A 15,979-nucleotide genomic window follows, 5' to 3' on the forward strand; every position below is an offset into this window, starting at 1 on the left:
CTCGGGTTCGGTGGATCAGCGCCTGAGCCGCAACAGCCGTCGCCAGGGCAGCGGCGAGAGCAGCGCGAGCCGGGTGCGCGCGAGCCGGTGGAGCAGCAGCAGCAGAGCGATGTGGACGAGGATGCGCAGCGCCGTCGCCACCGGGCCATGCCCCAAGGGTAGCAGCGACAGCGTCCAGATCAGCGTGCCGTTGAGGACGAACAGCGGCCAGATCCAGTCGAGCTGGCGCCGCTCGCTGCGCTCGAGGTGGTCGAGCTGTGGGCGCAGGATGCGCCGAAACAGCATGAACAGCAGCGCAAACCCCAGCACGCTCGCGCCGGCGATGCCGGGCAGTCCCCAGCCCAGGCGCACTGCCAGCCAGGCGCTCATGCCCTCGCCGACGAGCACCACTGGGACCAGCAACGCGGCACGACGCTGCTGCTCGAAGGCGACCACCAGGCTGCGCAGCACCAACGCGAGGGCGAGGAAGTGGATCCCGCAGGCGAGGATCTGGGTGGGGACGATCGCCGCCTGGTAGCGCGGCAGCAGCCAGTCGATCGCCAGCGGGGTGGCGAGGGCCACCGGGCCGATCAGCAGCGGCATCAGGAAGACGGCGTTGAGCGCCGGGCGCAGCAGATGTTCGCGCAGCAACTGGTTGCGGTCGGCGTCGGCGAGTTCGCCCATCAGCCGCGGCTCGAGGATCTCGCGGGCGGTGCCGGGGATGTTGCGGAGGAAGCCGACGATCATCACCGCCACCCCGTAGTGACCGAGTGCACCGGCGCCGAGCAGCACCCAGGCCATCACCCGATCGGCGGTGACCACCAGCATCATCGCCAGCTCCAGACTCATGATCGGCCAGCCACGCCGGATCATCTCGCCGCCGAGCCGGAGTGGTCGCGCCGGCCAGCGTGGGACGATCCCGGCCTGCTGCCAGAGCAGCACCCCGACCGCAGCCTCGGTGATCAGCAGCGACAGCAGCAACCCGGGAAAACCGAGTGTGGGCAGCAGCGCCAGGGTAGTGGCCAGCAGCAGCGCGGACTCGAGATAGTTGGCGCGACCGATCAGGTCGAAACGGTGACGCGCCTTGAGCGCGGCGAAGGCGGTGTGGTGCCAGGCCTGGAGCAGCACCACACCAGCCATTGCCGTCAGCCCCAGACGCAATGCCTCGCCCTGGCCGCCGCGCAGTGCGATCAGTATCAGCGCGCCGGCCACCAGGAGGTCGAGCAGCAGGGTGGTGAGGATGGCCCCGGAGACCAGCGACTCGGCGCGTTCGCCCTCGCCCCGGGCGAGGTGCCAGGGGTAGTAGACGCGCAGCGTGGTACGCGCGCCGAGATGGGCGTAGCTGGCGTATTGCGGGACCAGCTTGAGCAGGGTCCAGACCCCGAACAGCTCGGGGGTGAGCAGTCGGGGTCTGAGGAAGGCGGTGATGGCGCCGATCAACTGGCGAGTGATCTTGCTCGAGAGATAGCGGGTCAGGGTGGTGCTGAAGTCGGCGCGGCGTGGCTCCATCGCGGGCTAGCGCGGTGGCGGTTGCGATGGCTCGGGAGACGGTGCGTTGACCGCCGGGATCGAGAACAGCAGCGGCAGGCCGGAGAACTGCTCGACATCGCGCGCGGTCTTGAAGGTGTGGTCGAAGAACTCGCGCACGAAGCCCAGGCTGAAGCCGGTGACGAAGCCGGCGAGCAGCCCGATCACCAGCAACACAGGGCGGTTGGGGAAGACCGGTTGGCCGGTGGAGAAGGCAGGGCTGAGGATGCTGACGAAGAACAGCGACAGGGTGGAGTCGACCCCGGCGTTGATCTCGGCCTCCTCGCGACGCTTGAAGAAGGTGCCGAAGGACTGGCGCAGCAGCTCGGCCTCGCGGCTCAGCCGGTCGCTCTCGATGCCCTGGCGCTGCAGCTCGAGGTTGCGCGCCTCGATCTCGGCGAGGCGGCGCTGCAGGATCAGCTGTTGCTCACGCAGTGCGGCGAACTCGCTGTCGAGCTGGTCGCGATAGTCGGCCACCTCCTGCTTGAGCTGCTCCATGGTGGTGGCGATCTGGGTGTCGATCGCCGCGACCGCGTGGGCGTCGGGCTCGTAGTGGCGCGCGGTGCGGCCGCGCTCGATGCGCAGGTCGATGATCCGCGCGGCGATCTCGGCGACGGTCTGGTTGGTGATGAAGGCGTAGTTGCGCAGATGGTCGGTGGCGAGGGTGCGATCGAGGTGCTCGAGCTGTTCGCGCAGGGTCACGGCGCGGGTGTCGAGATCGAGCAGGCGCTCCTCGACGTTCTGCTTGATCAGCAGGTTGAGCTCGATCTCCTTGGCCGGGTTGGGGGTGCCGGTGGTGTTGGCCAGCTCGATCAGCGCCTGTTCGGTGGTGCTGATCTGATCGCGGAAGCGCTCGACCTGGTTGACGAAGAAGTCGACCGTGCCCTCGGGGTAGAGGATCTCGGCGCGCCGCTCGATATAGGCGGCGAGGATGGCGTCGAGGATGATTACCGCCGCGGTGGCGTCGGCATGCTGGAACTCGACGTTGATCACCCGCGAGTCGGGCACCAGCTCGATCTGCAGTCGGTTGCGCACGCGGTGCCAGTCGAGGGTGTCGCCGAGTTCGGGGTGGCTCTCCTTGAGTCGGGCGATGGCCCCTTGCTGCACCGCCGGCGAGCGCAGCAGCTCACGCTCGGAGCGCAGGTCCTCCTCGCTGACCTTGAACGAGCGGACCTCGGTCTCCTCGAGCGACTGCGGGCTGCGCTGGAGTTCGCTGGCGCGCAGCAGGATCGCGCCCTGCGCCGAGTAGATCGGCGGGGCGAGGAAGGCGATCGCCGCGGCGGCGAGGAACACCGCCAGGGTGGTGAGCAGGATCAGTCGCTGCTGGGCGAAATAGATCTGCAGCAGTTCGCGCAGATAGTTCTCGGTACGAAGGTGGGGACGTTCCACGTCAGCTTGTCCTGGTCAGAGTTCGTCGATCGAGACGCTCTCGACGGTGATGTGCCAGCCACGGAACATCAGCGCCTCGCTCACCTGTCGGGCGATCTGCGCGGCCTCGCTGATGCGGGTGCGCGGCACGAACACCAGATCGTCGGGCATCAGATAGAACATCGGCTTGCGCCCGCCGAGCGCGCCGGAGCGGCTGAGATCGATACGGGTGGCGATCACCTTGCCCTGATGATGACGGGCGACGATCACCGAGTCGAGCTGGGCATCATCGTTGTAGCTGCCGGCCAGCGCCAGCGCCTGCGCCACCGAGATCGGCTTGACGATGGTGAAGGCGCCCGGCTCGTTGACCGCGCCGAGCACATAGACCAGCGAGCCTGAGTGTCGCTCGAGGAAGAGGTCGACGTGCAGCCCGGAGATCAGCTGTTCGTAATCGCGATTGAGCTCGGTGTTGAGCGCCTCGATGGTGCGCCCGGCGGCCATCACCTCGCCGACCATCGGGAAGGTGACATAGCCGTCGGGGCGAACCGTGACCAGACGGCTGAGTCCGCGCGGGGCGGTGTGCAGATCGCGCTTGAGCTCCTTGATGGCGGACTGGAACTCGGGCACCTGGACGTAGATCTCGGGGTCCTTGAGGATGCCGGCATAGGCCTTTTTGAGCTCCTGCTCGACCTGCTTCGGGGTCTTGCCGACGACATAGTACTCGCCGATGTAGGGCAGGCTGATCATGCCGTTGGGGCGGACCAGCTGCTCCTCGTTGAGCTCGGGGGTGTAGATGAACTTGACCGCGACGGTGTGATCGACCGAGATGTTGAAGGTGTCCTTCTCCAGCCAGGTGCGGATCTGGAACAGCACGTCGAGGGTGTCGCCGGGCGAGACGGTGTACTTCGGCATCAGGTCGAACTTCTCGCCCTCGGTGAAGGAGAAGGACTGACGCGCGACCACGACCTCCTCGTCGACCTCGAGTACGGTCTGCTGCTGGGCGCAACCGACGAGCAGCATCAGCAACGCGAGGACGAGGACCGGCAAGGCCGGCGTCGGCCGGGATCGGGATCTGGACTCAGGCATACAGCCCCCTGGGGATGTAGTACTTGCGCTTGTTCAGCACCGCGCCGAGCAGCCGCGCCCCGGCCGATTGCAGCCGATCCTGGGTGTACTGCATCACCTCCCAGCGGGTGCGCTCGCTCTCGATCACCAGGATCACGCCGTCGAAGGCGGTGGCGCCGATGGTCAGGTCCTGCTCGCCGAGGCTGCTGGGTCCGTCGATCAGCAGCAGATCGTAGCGCTCGGCGCCGGCGCCGCGCAATGCGTCGAGACGGGCGCGCAGGCGCTGCGGGTCCTGGCGTACCAGCATGTCACGCTGATGGAGTCCCAGGGTGACCAGGTCGAGCCCCGGGGTGTCGGTGGGGCGGATGACCTCGTCGGTCTGGGCCCGCCCGGCGCAGAACTCGCACAGCCCGGGACCCTCGTCGGTCTCGAACAGGCTCGCCAGGTGTGGGTGAGTGGGGTTGGCGTCGACCAGCAGCACTCGCAGGCCGATGTCCTGGACCCCGGCATAGGCCAGTTGCAGCGCCACCGTGGTCTTGCCGGCGCCGTCGTTGCAGCTGCTCACCAGCAGCGAGCCGAGCGGTGGCTGCTGGCGCAGCCGGATCAGGCTCGAGGCGGCCGTGTTGCGGTTGAGGGTGCGCGCAAGCTGCAGCGGGTCGAGCGCCTGGGCGTTGTCCGGCTCCGCTGTGTTCGGGGTCGGCGTGTCCGGCGGTCGTGACGGCGGTGCGTCGTGGTCCTCGGTCCTGGTGTGCTCGGTGTGTGCGAGGGTGGAGGCCGAGAGCCGCTGCTGATGGGCGACGAAGTAGTCCGGGGACTCGGCGTACCACTTGCCGAGCGCCTCGATCGGGGTGTGGGCGCCGAGGATCGGTTGGGGCTGATGATGGTTGTAGTCACGCGCCGCCTGGCGCAGTGCCCGTTTGAGCGGCTGGGCCTCGAGCCTCTCCTCGGCGCCGTCGAGACGCGCCTCGAGCAGGGTATCGAAGCCGTGCAGCAGGGTCGTCGCGCTGACCGGCTCGGCGGTCTCCTGATGATGGGCGATGTCGAGGCTCTCGCACAGCTGGGCGAGCGCCTCGGTGTCGGGCAGCATGGCCCCGCCGTCGGTCTGGTCGGACGGGGTGATGGTGATCAGCTCGCGCACCAGGATCGGACAGGTCTTGAGCAGTGTCTTGAGAAAGGCGCGGGTCGCGGCCGGGCTGAGCTCGTGGGTGACGCGCACGAACAGCCAGCGGGTGGCCTGGTCGATGGCGACGAAGAGATACCACGGGCGCGGGTCATCGACCGGCTGGGGCAGTGTGCGGGTGGCCAGGTAGAGTCGACCGGGCTGGACGTGGGGCGAGGGGCTGGGCGCGGACTCGACAGGCGTCGCGGGGGGGGCGATCGTCTCGCTTGCCGGCGCCATCGGCGTGGCGCGCTCCTCGACCAGCATTGATGTCGGGGTGGCGGCGACGCTGTCCTGGCGGGGGACGTCCAGGCCCTCCGCGGCGCGCCCGCCGTCCTCGCTCGCCGGGGCCGATGGCCGTTGTGCGCCGGGTGCTTCCGTGGTCGGGGCGTTCGTCTCGGGTCCGTCCTGGGGCGAGGGTCGCGCCCTGTCTGCGCTGGACGATGAGCGTTCGTCAGGGGTGATGGAGTCAACGCTCAACGGTGAATGCGGGGGTGTCATGGATGCGTCCATCTCCAAGAGGTGCGTCTGCTGTCCGTGGACCGCAGTGGGGGACCTGCCGGACTCGACTGGAGGTCGATGACCCAATTTAACAGAGGCTGGAGAGCAGGAAGTATTTTTGGAGCTTGAAGGCGTTCAAAGGTGTCGCCGGTCGGATCTGCAGCACATAGTCATGATAGCCCTCCAGCCCGGGGCTGGCACGCTGCATGGTCAGCTGGGCCTCGCACCGCACGATCCGGCGCTTTCTCGCGCTGCCGCCGGGGTGACTGGCCTGGCGTTCGAGTCGCAGTCGCGCGAGCTGGGGTGGGGGCTGGTGCCCGGGCGGGCAGCGGATCAGCACGGCCTCGTCGTTGAGGTCGACGAGCGTGCAGGCACAGGCGTGCTCCTCGTCTTCGAACCACACCAGGGTGTTGTCCGGTGCGATGCGTTCGCGGAGGCGCCGTTCGTCACGTACGCGCTTGCGCCGCAGTCGTTGTCCGAGCGCGGCGAGCAGGGTGCGCAGGAACCTCAGGCCGAGCGCCCACAGCGCATAGGCCAGCAGTTGCAGGTCGTTGCCGATGCGCTGGTTGCGGATCAGGTAGAAGCTGTCGATCAGCGAGCGGATACGCTTGGGGCTGCCGTGCGGGGTGAACAGCTGGGCGTAGCCGATCAGCCCGGGACGGGTCTGGAAGCGCAGGTCGTAGCCGGGGATGTCGCGACACAGGCGCTCGTAGATCTCCGGGCGTTCCGGGCGTGGTCCGATCAGGTCCATGTCGCCCTTGATGACGTTGATGAGCTGCGGCAGCTCGTCGATCCGGGTCTCGCGCAGGAAGTGCCCGATCGGGGTCTCGAGCCGCTGTCCGCGTCCGAGCAGGGTGGCGCCGATGGTGCGATCGGCATCGGACTTGAGGGTGCGGAACTTGTACATCGCGAAGGGGCGCTTGTGACGTCCCAGGCGGATGCTGGAGTAGAACACCGGACCGCCGTCGGCGAGCTTGATGGCGATCGGGATCAGTACGAACAGTGGTGCGGTGCAGATCAGCAGCAGGGTGCCCACCAGAACGTTGAGCACCAGACCGGTGAGGGTGTTGAGCTTGCGATAGCCGCCGCTGAAGCGTGGCTGGGGGGCGACGTGCTCGGCGGGGGAGCGGGGAACCTGTGCGTGCATCGCTACCGGATCTAGTGCGCTGTCGGTCCACGGCATCCGATGCCGGGTCTCCAGCATGTTGTTGTGAGCTGCCGCGACGATCAAAGCAATCATCATGCTCTTTTCGTGTGCCGTCGGTCGGCGCCTGTCCCCGGCATGCTAACGCGCCGGATCAGCGAGTAGAAGAGCAAAAAATACGCCGAAGCTAACCGATGAATGTTATGGTTTGCGGGTCCCTTGTCCCTGCCGTTCCCGGGGCGTTCGTTTCAGCGACGCCACGAGGCCTGCCCGCGAGCGTGCCTGTCAGTCTGTGACAGGATCGTCCGACAGGTGGCCTGCCGGCTGTCGGGATCGCGTTGCGCGTGGATGATGCCGATGCGCGCCGTCTCAGGATCGACTCTCAGAGGTAAGCGTCATGTGCCAGCCGCACGAACTGGTCGCTTTCTGCGATCAGTTGCTCGATGCGTCGGCCTTTGCCGACTACTGTCCCAATGGTTTGCAGGCCGAGGGGGAGCGCGAGATCGCTCTCCTGGTGAGCGGGGTGACCGCCAGTGCAGCGTTGATCGAGGCCGCCTGCGACCTCGATGCCGACGCCATCCTGGTCCATCACGGTTGGTTCTGGAAGAACGAGCCGCCCTGCCTGACCGGGATCAAGGGGCGACGTGCAAGGACGCTGCTCAAGGCGGGGATGAGCCTGATCGCCTATCATCTGCCGCTCGATGCCCATCCCGAGGTGGGCAACAATGCCACCCTGGGGCGTGAACTCGGCATCCTCGACGCGGCGCCGGCGTCCGTTGGTGGTGGCTTGCTGTGGACCGGTCGACTGGCCGCGGCGCAGGCCCCCGAGGCCGTCGCCGCGCAGGTGGCCGAGCGCCTCGGGCGTGTGCCGTTACTGGTCGGCGAGCACGCTCGAGCGGTCGAGCGCGTGGCCTGGTGCAGCGGCGGAGGGCAGGGCCACATTGAACTGGCGGCCGACTTGGGGGTCGATCTGTTTCTGAGCGGAGAGATCTCGGAGCAGACCACCCATCTGGCTCGCGAACTCGGGCTCTCGTACCTGGCTGCGGGACATCATGCGACCGAGCGTTATGGTGTCCAGGCGCTCGGTACACGGGTCGCCGAACACTTCGGATTGCGCCATCAATTCATTGAGATCGCCAACCCGGCCTGAGTGCCTGGTGTGGTTAATGTGGTAAAATGGTGCTTTTTCCGAGTTTTTCTTGACCCGTCGCGTCAAGATCAAGGAAAATGCGCGGTCGGTTCTGTAGCCAATCGTCATATTCTTATCTTCCATCTAAACCTTTCGTCCAATCTGCGTGTGGTGTCTGCCTGAATGCCGTCGGCAGCCTCCGCACCAGTCGGGGGTAGCTAGCCTATGAGCGCGCAAGGCGTGAACAAACTGAGGCGACGAGTACTCGTCGCTGCGACCAGCGCGGTCGGTGCCGTCGGTGCCGGCTTCGCTCTCGTCCCGTTCGTCTCATCCATGAACCCGAGCGCGCGCGCCCGGGCCGCGGGTGCGCCGGTCGAGGCCGATGTCAGCAAGCTTGAGCCCGGTGCACTGCTGCGCGTCAAGTGGCGCGGCAAGCCGGTGTGGGTGGTGCACCGCACGCCGAAGATGCTCGAGGCACTGGCGAGCAACGATCCCAAGCTGGTCGATCCGGGCTCCGAAGTGCCGCAGCAGCCCGAGTACTGCCAGAACCCGACCCGCTCGATCAAGCCCGAGTATCTGGTCGCCATCGGCATCTGTACCCACCTCGGCTGCTCGCCGACCTACCGCCCCGAGTTCGCCCCGGAAGATCTCGGCGCCGACTGGAAGGGTGGCTTCCACTGTCCCTGCCACGGCTCGCGCTTCGACCTCGCGGCACGCGTCTTCAAGGGTGTGCCGGCCCCGACCAACCTGGTCATCCCCAAGCACACCTACCTCAACGACACCACCATCCTGATCGGTGAGGATGGAGGAGCTGCCTGATGAGTGCGGAAAAGACTGAAAACCTCGACTGGCTGAACCAGCGCTTCCCGCTGGCCAAGACCTGGCGCGCGCACGTCGCCGAGTACTATGCGCCGAAGAACATGGGCTTCTGGTCCATCTTCGGCTCGCTGGCGCTGCTCACCCTGGTGATCCAGATCCTCACCGGCATCTGGCTGGCAATGAGCTACAAGCCTGCCGCGACCGAGGCCTTTGCCTCGATCGAGTACATCATGCGTGATGTCGACTGGGGCTGGCTGATTCGTTACATGCACTCCACCGGTGCCTCGGCCTTCTTCATCCTCATCTACCTGCACATGTTCCGCGGGCTGATGTGGGGGTCCTACCGCAAGCCGCGCGAGCTGCTGTGGATGATCGGCCTGGTGCTCTACCTGGTGATGATGGCGACCGCCTTCTTCGGTTATCTGCTGCCCTGGGGCCAGATGTCCTATTGGGGCGCGCAGGTCATCGTCAACCTCTTCGCCGCCGTGCCCGGCATCGGCGAGGACCTCTCGGTCTGGGTGCGTGGTGACTATGTGATCTCCGACGCCACCCTCAACCGCTTCTTCGCCTTCCACTTCCTGCTGCCCTTCGTGCTCGCCGCGCTGGTGTTCCTGCACATCGTCGCGCTGCATCACGTCGGCTCCAGCAACCCGGACGGCATCGAGATCAAGAAGGGCCCCAAGGGCAACCGCTGGGACAAGAACGCCCCGGCCGACGGCATCCCCTTCCACCCCTACTACACGGTCAAGGATCTGGTCGGCGTTGCCATCTTCCTCGCGCTGTTCTCGCTGGTGGTGTTCTATGCCCCGACCATGGGCGGGCTGTTCCTGGAAGCGCCGAACTTCCAGCCGGCCAACCCGCTGCAGACCCCGGCGCACATCGCTCCGGTGTGGTACTTCACCCCCTACTACGCGATGCTGCGCGCAGTGCCGCCGATGTGGGGTTCGCAGTTCCCCGGCGTGGTGGTGATGTTCGGCGCCATCCTGATCATGTTCCTGCTGCCCTGGCTCGACCGCAGCCCGGTCAAGTCGATCCGCTACAAGGGTCCGATCTTCAAGGCTGCCCTGGGTATCTTCGCGGTGACCTTCGTGGTGCTGGCATGGCTCGGCATGCGCCCGGCCTCCGATCTCTCCACGTTGCTGTCGCAGATCTTCACGGTGCTGTACTTCGCCTTCTTCCTGCTGATGCCGATCTACAGCTCGCTGGACAAGACCAAGCCCGTTCCTGAGAGGGTGACCTCATGAGAAAACTGATCATCGCCACCCTGCTGCTGCTCTCGCCGGTCACGCTGCTGGCCTCGGGTGGGGGCGCGCATCTGGAAGACGCCGACATCGATCTGCACGACAAGGCCTCGCTGCAGCGCGGTGCCAAGTACTTCGTCAACTACTGCATGGGGTGTCACTCGCTGCAGTACATGCGCTACAACCGCATGGCCGAGGACCTGGGCATCGACGAGATCTCGCTGCGCGAGAACCTGATCTTCGGTGACGCCAAGCCGGGCGACCTGATGACCAACTCGATGCGTCCCGATGACGGCGAGAAGTGGTTCGGCACCGCGATCCCGGACCTCACCCTGGTGACGCGCTGGCGTTCGCCCGACTGGGTCTACACCTACCTGAAGAGCTTCTACGTCGACGACACCCGTCCTTACGGCGTCAACAACGTGCTCTTCCCGCTGGTCGGCATGCCCCACGTGCTCGGCGGCCTGCAGGGTGTGCAGCAGCCGGTGATGTCCGAGTCGCATGACGGCGGCGAGGCGATCGCGGTCGGTGTCGAGCTGGTCGAGGAGGGCACGCTCTCCACCGAGGAGTACGACACCATGGTGCGCGACATCACCGCCTTCCTGACCTATGCCGGGGAGCCGATGAAGCTCGAGCGTCAGCGTCTGGGGCTCTATGTCCTGCTGTTCCTCGGCGTGTTCTTCCTCATCGCCTACTTCCTGAAGAAGGAGTACTGGAAGGACATCCACTAGTCGCTGACTCGTGGAGCCCGGTCGCACGAGGCTGAACTCTGCGACCCTCGAGGCCCGTCACTCTAGCGAGTGACGGGCCTCGTCGTTTGGGACGGCCTAGCATGTCCGGGGTGCCTTGTCGAGGGGGTGTGGGTGAAAAAACACCCCGGTGAAAGCCGGGTCAGAGTATACTCTCCGGGTTGGTGTCCGCCCTCCAGGCATGGCCAAGGCGTGCGGGCTCGACATGACGGTGTCGCGTAGATGCGCGCGCATGGCGCGGTTTTCGCGCGAGGCTGGTGGTGCCGCTGCCAGGGTAGGCTGGCGGTCTTGACTCTTTGGAGCCCTGCCGGGCTCAGCCGACGCGCTGGAGAAGGGAAGAATGGCAGTGGCTGCGAGCAGACGAGCTGTGATGACGCTATATTCGGATCCTGTTTGTCCTTATTGCCATCGGGTGAGAATGGTTCTCGCCGAGAAGGGAATCAGCGTTGACGTGGTCGACGTCGACGCCCACGATCTGCCCGACGAGGTCATGGACTTCAACCCCTATGGTACGGTCCCGACCCTGGTCGATCGTGACCTGCGCCTCTACGAGTCGCAGATCATCATGGAGTATCTCGACGAACGTTTCCCGCATCCGCCGCTGCTGCCGGTCGATCCGGTCTCGCGGGCCAATGCGCGTCTGTTCATGTATCGCATCGACCGCGACTGGTACGCGCTGATGCGGCGCATCGCCATGGGCGATCAGAAGGAAGCGGCGCAGGCTCGCAAGGAGCTGCTCGAGAGCCTGATCGTGACCGCCCCGGTGTTCGGTGCCCATCCCTACTTCATGAGCGAGGAGTTCTCCATCGTCGACTGCTGCGTGGCACCGCTGCTGTGGCGTCTGCCGCGTCTCGGCATCGAGCTCCCGGCGCAGTGCGCGCCGATCCGCGCCTACATGAAGCGGATCTTCTCCACCGACGCCTTCCGTCAGAGCCTCAGCGACGCCGAGAAGGAAATGGCCGCCTAGCGGGCTGAGCCGACCGTCGGTCCCCGAGTCGCCCCGGCATGGCGGCGGCTGCTACTCTTGTAGGCGGTCCGGGCGCGTCGCTACACTGAGCGTCTCGTCCGGGCTTGGCCGGTGAGTGCCGTGTGCGGTGTGCCGGAACACCATTCCGTGCGTCAGGCGCCGCCGATCCAGGCCTTCCCGGATCGCCCAGACCTCCAACACCAGACCGCTATGATGACCTCGACCAAACCCTATCTGATCCGCGCCATCCACGAGTGGATCCTCGACAACGACATGACCCCGCACCTGGTCGTCGACGTCAGCTACCCGGGCATGCGTGTCCCCACGGAGTTCGCCGAGGATGGCCGCCTGGTGCTCAACATCTCGCCCTCGGCAACCCGTAACCTGCTGATCGGCAACGAGTGGATCGAGTTCAACGCCCGTTTCGGTGGCGTTGCCCGCGATCTGCTGATCCCGGCCGAGGCGGTGATCGGCATCTTCACCCGCGAGAACGGTCAGGGCATGGTGTTCCCGGAGCCCGATGCCCCCGAGGAGGACCTGCTGCTCGACGACGAGCTCCCGGTCGAGAGCGGTCCGACACTGCGTCCGGTCGAGAGTGGCGAGGGTGCGCGCGATGAGGCGCCGTCGCGTCCGGCCAGGAGCAAGGGCGGCCCGACCCTCAAGGTCGTCAAGTAACGCGACTTGCGTTCAGGCGTCCTCGCTGCGCGCCGGCAGGCCGAAGCTCAGCTCCTCCAGCGCGATTCCGCGCAACACCAGATAGCCGCTGCGCCGTCCGGTCCCTTCCTCGCTGAACTCGAAGCGATAGACCCGGCGCAGTCGCACCCCGCCGGCGCCCCAGCTCAATCCGATCCGGCGCAGCGCGACCGTCTGGTCGAGCAGCTGCAGGTCGCGCTGGGCGCAGCCGCGATCGCACAGGACAAGTGCTCGCTCGCGGGCGCGCAGACCATCGGCCCAAAGCCCGGCGAGCGCGGCGAGCAGCAGGATCGCCAACAGCTCCTCGCTCATCCCCCGATTCCCGTGATGGCGCCGCTCCGGCGCTGCTGGCCGTTGCTGCTCGCCGTGCTGTTGTCCGGCTGTGGCGGCGGTGATCCGGGCGCGCCCGCCGATGCTGCGCAGCTGCGCGCGCTGCATGCCCTGATGGTCGAGATCCGCGCCGATCTCGCCGCGGCCCGCGTCGCCGAGGCGCACGCCGGGCTGCCAGCGCTGCGGCGTCTGGGGCACGGGCTGACGGCGTCGCAGCAGCGTTCGGTCGAGCGCTTGACGGCGCTGGTGGAGACCGAGTGGCGCTGCGCGCGCCAATGGCGTTGCGACGATTGACCGGTCCTCATTCTGCGTGCGCCTCGCGGGTGTCGCCGGTGGTGACCTCGGGGCCGAGCAGGATCGCGATCGGTCGGGTCTGCGGGGTGGCGTCGAGCGCGATCTTCAGCGACATCGTCAGCGGCACCGAGAGGAACATGCCGACCGGCCCCAGCACCCAGCCCCAGAACACCAGTGAGACGAACACCACCAGGGTCGAGAGCCCGAGTCCGCGGCCCATGATCCGGGGCTCGAGGATGTTGCCGACCAGGGTGTTGATGGACACATAGCCGAGCGCCACCAGCAGCGCGCTCTGCAGGTCGAGCTGGACCAGCGCCAGCAGCACCGCCGGGATCGCGGCGAGGATCGAGCCGATGGTCGGCACGAAGTTGAGCAGGAAGGCCACCGCCGCCCACAACACCGCGAAGTCCACCCCGAGGATCGCCAGCCACACCCAGACCGCGAAGCCGGTGCCGAGGCTGGTGACGGTTTTCAGCCCCATGTAGTGATTGACGCTGTCGAGCACGTGCTTGAGCCGCGCGATCGAGGCCTCCGGGGTCTTGAGCGCGAGGGTGAGCTTGGCCGGCAGGTTGGTGGCCTCGAGCAGGATGAAGACCACGGTGAGCAGGATCAGGAAGGTATTGGTCAGCGCGCCGCTCAGCCCGGAGATCAGCTCGCCGGCGAAGCCGAGCGCGCGCGCCGGGTCGATATAGGTCTGCAGCGCCTCGCGCGAGGTGTGGATACCGATGCCGTCGAGCCAGCCGACCAGTTCGCCGGTGAGCTGCTTGAGCCGCTCCTGGTACTCCGGCAGGCTCGCCTCGAAGCCGCCGAGGGAGCCTGCCACCAGCACCCCGGCGATGCTGCCGACCCCGACCAGCCCGAGCATCACCGCCACCAGCGCCAGCCCGTTGGGCAGGCCGCGGCGGCGCAGATAGCCGAGCGGCGGGCTGGCGATCACCGCGATGAACACCGCGAGCAGGAAGGGGGCGATCAGCGACGAGGCCGCCTGCATCCCGGCGATGACCACCACGAAGGCGCCGGCGACCAGCAGCAGCCGGGCTGCCGAGCTGAAGCCGATCTCCTCGCTCATCGCTCGCGCGCTGCCGGCAGCTCGAACTGCGGCAGCCCGGTGTGCAGCCACCAGGTCTCGCGCTCGGCGTCCCAGCGCCAGGTCTGGGCGTCGCTGACCTGGCGCAGCACCTGGGTGTCCTCGTGCAGGTAGTCGATGAGCACCAGCTGGTTGGCGGTGTCCTCATCGGGCAGGTTGAGCGGGCGTATCACTTCGTAGCCGGTGACGCGGACGCCGGAGAGATCGGGCATCGGCGCCTCGGCGCGCAGCTCGGGGTCGAGCATGCCGTAAGCGGTATCGAAATAGCTCCAGCGGATGGCGGTGTGATAGCGGTAGGTGGCCGCCTGCAGGCTGTTGTTGCGCTTGTCCCTCTCGACCGTGGCGCAACCGCCGGCGAGCAGCGCCAGCACGACGGCGGCGAGGACCAGCGAGACGAAACCTGGGGTCGATGAGCGAGGCTGCATGTGGGCTCCGGGGTTCCTGTGCTGCACCGTCGAGCGATGATAAGCCATCGGGCGCGTTCGACCAATCCGCGACCGGGGGGGTATGATGCCGGCCCTCATCGACACCGGGATGTGTCGCCGCTGTCCGCGCCGCTCGCCGCGTTTGTTCGTCGGTTCGCCGAGCGCACCCTGGTTCGGCGGGACTCGACCCGCGGCTGCCAACGTCCGCGGCCATGAACCGAATGAGCCTGATTCCGTGCCGCTGTCCTCCAGGAACGGGGCTGCGGTGTCCTTTTCTGTTGCTGTCCGCGGTGAACCCCTGATGCCCGAGATCGCTGAACCCAATCACGAAATCGTCCGAGACGGGGTCCACTACACCCTGCTCGGCACCGCCCACGTCTCGCGGGTGAGCGCCGAGCAGGTGCGTCGACTGATTCGCAGCGGCGACTACGATGCCGTTGCGGTTGAACTCTGTCGCAGCCGTTACAAGGCGGTGATCGACCCCAAGTCGCTGTCACGGATGGACCTGTTCTCGGTGATCCGCCAGAACCGGGTCTACATGGTGGTCGCCAATCTCGCGCTCTCGGCCTATCAGCAGCGTCTCGCCGATCAGTTCGGCATCGAGCCCGGCGCCGAGCAGCGCATGGCGCTGCGTCTGGCCGATGAACGCGAACTGCCGGTGCTGCTGATCGACCGCGAGATCGGGACGACGCTGCGGCGGATCTCGGCCAATCTCGGTTGGTGGCGGCGCTATACCCTGTTCACCGGGCTGCTCGCGGCGATGGTGACCTCCGAGCAGGTCACCGAGGAGGAGGTCGAGCGGCTCAAGGAGGGCGATGTGCTCGAGACCACCTTCGCCGAGTTCGCCGCCGATCGTCGCGATCTCTACCAGCCGCTGATCGAGGAGCGCGATCGCTACATGGCCGCCAAGCTGCGGCGCGAGGCCGAGCGCACCGGTGCCAAGCGGGTGCTGGCGGTGATCGGTGTCGGCCACCTGCGCGGCATCGGGCGCTGTCTGGCCGAGGAGGACGAGTCGCCCGACCAGGTGACCGCCGAGCTTGAGCGGTTGCCGCCTCCCAACCCCTGGCCGCGTCGCCTGCCCTGGGTGCTGGTGGCGCTGATCCTCGCCGGCTTCGGCTATGGTTTCGCGATGAGCCCGGAACTCGGCTGGGAACTGGTGGTGAGCTGGGTGGTGATCAACGGCGGGCTCTCGGCGCTCGGCGCCCTGGTCGCCGTCGCGCACCCGCTGACCGTGCTCTCGGCCTTCGTCGCCGCGCCGCTGACCTCGCTCAACCCGACCATCGGCGCCGGCATGGTCACCGGCGCGGTGGAGTTGTCGGTGCGCAAGCCGAGCGTCGGCGACTTCAGCCGGCTGCGCGACGACGTCGCCTCGCTGCGCGGCTGGTGGCGTAACCGGGTGGCGCGGGTGTTCCTGGTGTTCCTGCTCAGCTCGCTCGGTTCGGCCCTCGGTACCTATATCGCCGGACTGCGTATCGTCGGCCAGCTGGTCGAGGCGCACTGAG

General features: G+C 67.0%; 16 protein-coding genes. 8 read left to right on the plus strand and 8 right to left on the minus strand.

Going from position 1 to position 15,979, the window contains the following annotated elements:
* Nucleotides 1–15: 15 nt before the first annotated feature.
* From EDC29_RS05635 to EDC29_RS05655, 5 genes are all read right to left on the minus strand, one after another.
* Nucleotides 16–1,488 carry a lipopolysaccharide biosynthesis protein gene (locus EDC29_RS05635; RefSeq protein ID WP_132228958.1) on the minus strand — a complete coding sequence of 491 codons (1,473 nt, stop codon included), beginning with the start codon at nucleotides 1,486–1,488 and terminating at the stop codon, nucleotides 16–18.
* 6 nt (nucleotides 1,489–1,494) lie between these two features.
* A complete protein-coding gene (locus EDC29_RS05640) occupies nucleotides 1,495–2,895 on the minus strand; it encodes a GumC family protein (protein WP_123143148.1) in 1,401 nt (466 codons plus the stop codon).
* Between the two features lie 15 nt (nucleotides 2,896–2,910).
* Complete coding sequence (locus EDC29_RS05645; protein ID WP_223806148.1) at nucleotides 2,911–3,921, minus strand: polysaccharide biosynthesis/export family protein; 1,011 nt, start codon at nucleotides 3,919–3,921, stop codon at nucleotides 2,911–2,913.
* Nucleotides 3,922–3,952: 31 nt separating this feature from the next.
* Complete coding sequence (locus EDC29_RS05650) at nucleotides 3,953–5,338, minus strand: P-loop NTPase (RefSeq protein WP_165913447.1); 1,386 nt, start codon at nucleotides 5,336–5,338, stop codon at nucleotides 3,953–3,955.
* Nucleotides 5,339–5,687: 349 nt separating this feature from the next.
* Entirely contained in the window at nucleotides 5,688–6,746 is a 1,059-nt protein-coding gene (locus tag EDC29_RS05655) for a sugar transferase (protein WP_165913448.1), read from the minus strand.
* 394 nt (nucleotides 6,747–7,140) lie between these two features.
* Here EDC29_RS05655 and EDC29_RS05660 point away from each other — a divergent pair, with 394 nt between their 5' ends.
* The 6 genes from EDC29_RS05660 (at nucleotide 7,141) to EDC29_RS05685 (ending at nucleotide 12,323) form a co-directional block, all read left to right on the plus strand.
* Nucleotides 7,141–7,893: a Nif3-like dinuclear metal center hexameric protein gene (locus EDC29_RS05660; RefSeq protein ID WP_123139574.1), complete on the plus strand. Its 753-nt coding sequence runs from the start codon at nucleotides 7,141–7,143 to the stop codon at nucleotides 7,891–7,893.
* Between the two features lie 204 nt (nucleotides 7,894–8,097).
* Nucleotides 8,098–8,691 (plus strand): ubiquinol-cytochrome c reductase iron-sulfur subunit, encoded by a 594-nt coding sequence (gene petA, locus EDC29_RS05665; protein WP_123139573.1) that lies wholly within the window; start codon nucleotides 8,098–8,100, stop codon nucleotides 8,689–8,691.
* On the plus strand, nucleotides 8,691–9,935 hold the full coding sequence (locus EDC29_RS05670; RefSeq protein ID WP_123139572.1) for a cytochrome b: 1,245 nt from the start codon (nucleotides 8,691–8,693) through the stop codon (nucleotides 9,933–9,935). Before petA ends, EDC29_RS05670 begins: the two co-directional genes overlap by 1 nt.
* On the plus strand, nucleotides 9,932–10,663 hold the full coding sequence (locus EDC29_RS05675; protein ID WP_132228964.1) for a cytochrome c1: 732 nt from the start codon (nucleotides 9,932–9,934) through the stop codon (nucleotides 10,661–10,663). The genes EDC29_RS05670 and EDC29_RS05675 overlap by 4 nt, the downstream gene beginning before the upstream one ends.
* Before the next feature lie 358 nt (nucleotides 10,664–11,021).
* Nucleotides 11,022–11,648 (plus strand): stringent starvation protein SspA, encoded by a 627-nt coding sequence (gene sspA, locus EDC29_RS05680; protein ID WP_025275053.1) that lies wholly within the window; start codon nucleotides 11,022–11,024, stop codon nucleotides 11,646–11,648.
* A 213-nt stretch (nucleotides 11,649–11,861) separates the two neighbouring features.
* Complete coding sequence (locus tag EDC29_RS05685; protein WP_123139604.1) at nucleotides 11,862–12,323, plus strand: ClpXP protease specificity-enhancing factor; 462 nt, start codon at nucleotides 11,862–11,864, stop codon at nucleotides 12,321–12,323.
* A 12-nt stretch (nucleotides 12,324–12,335) separates the two neighbouring features.
* Here EDC29_RS05685 and EDC29_RS05690 read toward each other — a convergent pair whose 3' ends face one another.
* The gene (locus tag EDC29_RS05690) at nucleotides 12,336–12,653 is read right to left on the minus strand and encodes a DUF3301 domain-containing protein (RefSeq protein ID WP_123139570.1); all 318 of its coding nucleotides are present in this window, start codon (nucleotides 12,651–12,653) and stop codon (nucleotides 12,336–12,338) included.
* A 15-nt stretch (nucleotides 12,654–12,668) separates the two neighbouring features.
* On the opposite strand from EDC29_RS05690, the gene EDC29_RS05695 reads away from it, so the two are divergent.
* The gene (locus tag EDC29_RS05695) at nucleotides 12,669–12,965 is read left to right on the plus strand and encodes a hypothetical protein (RefSeq protein ID WP_132228966.1); all 297 of its coding nucleotides are present in this window, start codon (nucleotides 12,669–12,671) and stop codon (nucleotides 12,963–12,965) included.
* A gap of 7 nt (nucleotides 12,966–12,972) precedes the next feature.
* Here EDC29_RS05695 and EDC29_RS05700 read toward each other — a convergent pair whose 3' ends face one another.
* Both EDC29_RS05700 and EDC29_RS05705 read right to left on the minus strand, forming a co-directional pair.
* Nucleotides 12,973–14,034: an AI-2E family transporter gene (locus EDC29_RS05700; RefSeq protein ID WP_123139568.1), complete on the minus strand. Its 1,062-nt coding sequence runs from the start codon at nucleotides 14,032–14,034 to the stop codon at nucleotides 12,973–12,975.
* Nucleotides 14,031–14,477 (minus strand): hypothetical protein, encoded by a 447-nt coding sequence (locus EDC29_RS05705; protein ID WP_123139567.1) that lies wholly within the window; start codon nucleotides 14,475–14,477, stop codon nucleotides 14,031–14,033. The genes EDC29_RS05700 and EDC29_RS05705 overlap by 4 nt, the downstream gene beginning before the upstream one ends.
* A 301-nt stretch (nucleotides 14,478–14,778) precedes the next feature.
* On the opposite strand from EDC29_RS05705, the gene EDC29_RS05710 reads away from it, so the two are divergent.
* The gene (locus EDC29_RS05710; RefSeq protein WP_132228968.1) at nucleotides 14,779–15,978 is read left to right on the plus strand and encodes a TraB/GumN family protein; all 1,200 of its coding nucleotides are present in this window, start codon (nucleotides 14,779–14,781) and stop codon (nucleotides 15,976–15,978) included.
* The last annotated feature ends 1 nt before the right edge of the window (nucleotide 15,979 follow it).

This window comes from Marichromatium gracile, from assembly GCF_004343155.1.
GTDB lineage: Bacteria > Pseudomonadota > Gammaproteobacteria > Chromatiales > Chromatiaceae > Marichromatium > Marichromatium gracile.

What these genes read in the sequence shown, in the direction of transcription:
- EDC29_RS05710 (WP_132228968.1), top strand. Translation starts at nt 14,779, where the DNA reads ATGCCCGAGATCGCTGAACCCAATCACGAAATCGTCCGAGACGGGGTC.
- EDC29_RS05660 (WP_123139574.1), top strand. Translation starts at nt 7,141, where the DNA reads ATGTGCCAGCCGCACGAACTGGTCGCTTTCTGCGATCAGTTGCTCGAT.
- EDC29_RS05705 (WP_123139567.1), bottom strand. Translation starts at nt 14,477, where the DNA reads ATGCAGCCTCGCTCATCGACCCCAGGTTTCGTCTCGCTGGTCCTCGCC.
- EDC29_RS05690 (WP_123139570.1), bottom strand. Translation starts at nt 12,653, where the DNA reads ATGAGCGAGGAGCTGTTGGCGATCCTGCTGCTCGCCGCGCTCGCCGGG.
- EDC29_RS05650 (WP_165913447.1), bottom strand. Translation starts at nt 5,338, where the DNA reads ATGGCGCCGGCAAGCGAGACGATCGCCCCCCCCGCGACGCCTGTCGAG.
- sspA (WP_025275053.1), top strand. Translation starts at nt 11,022, where the DNA reads ATGGCAGTGGCTGCGAGCAGACGAGCTGTGATGACGCTATATTCGGAT.
- petA (WP_123139573.1), top strand. Translation starts at nt 8,098, where the DNA reads ATGAGCGCGCAAGGCGTGAACAAACTGAGGCGACGAGTACTCGTCGCT.
- EDC29_RS05700 (WP_123139568.1), bottom strand. Translation starts at nt 14,034, where the DNA reads ATGAGCGAGGAGATCGGCTTCAGCTCGGCAGCCCGGCTGCTGCTGGTC.
- EDC29_RS05670 (WP_123139572.1), top strand. Translation starts at nt 8,691, where the DNA reads ATGAGTGCGGAAAAGACTGAAAACCTCGACTGGCTGAACCAGCGCTTC.
- EDC29_RS05695 (WP_132228966.1), top strand. Translation starts at nt 12,669, where the DNA reads ATGGCGCCGCTCCGGCGCTGCTGGCCGTTGCTGCTCGCCGTGCTGTTG.
- EDC29_RS05655 (WP_165913448.1), bottom strand. Translation starts at nt 6,746, where the DNA reads ATGCACGCACAGGTTCCCCGCTCCCCCGCCGAGCACGTCGCCCCCCAG.
- EDC29_RS05685 (WP_123139604.1), top strand. Translation starts at nt 11,862, where the DNA reads ATGACCTCGACCAAACCCTATCTGATCCGCGCCATCCACGAGTGGATC.
- EDC29_RS05675 (WP_132228964.1), top strand. Translation starts at nt 9,932, where the DNA reads ATGAGAAAACTGATCATCGCCACCCTGCTGCTGCTCTCGCCGGTCACG.
- EDC29_RS05635 (WP_132228958.1), bottom strand. Translation starts at nt 1,488, where the DNA reads ATGGAGCCACGCCGCGCCGACTTCAGCACCACCCTGACCCGCTATCTC.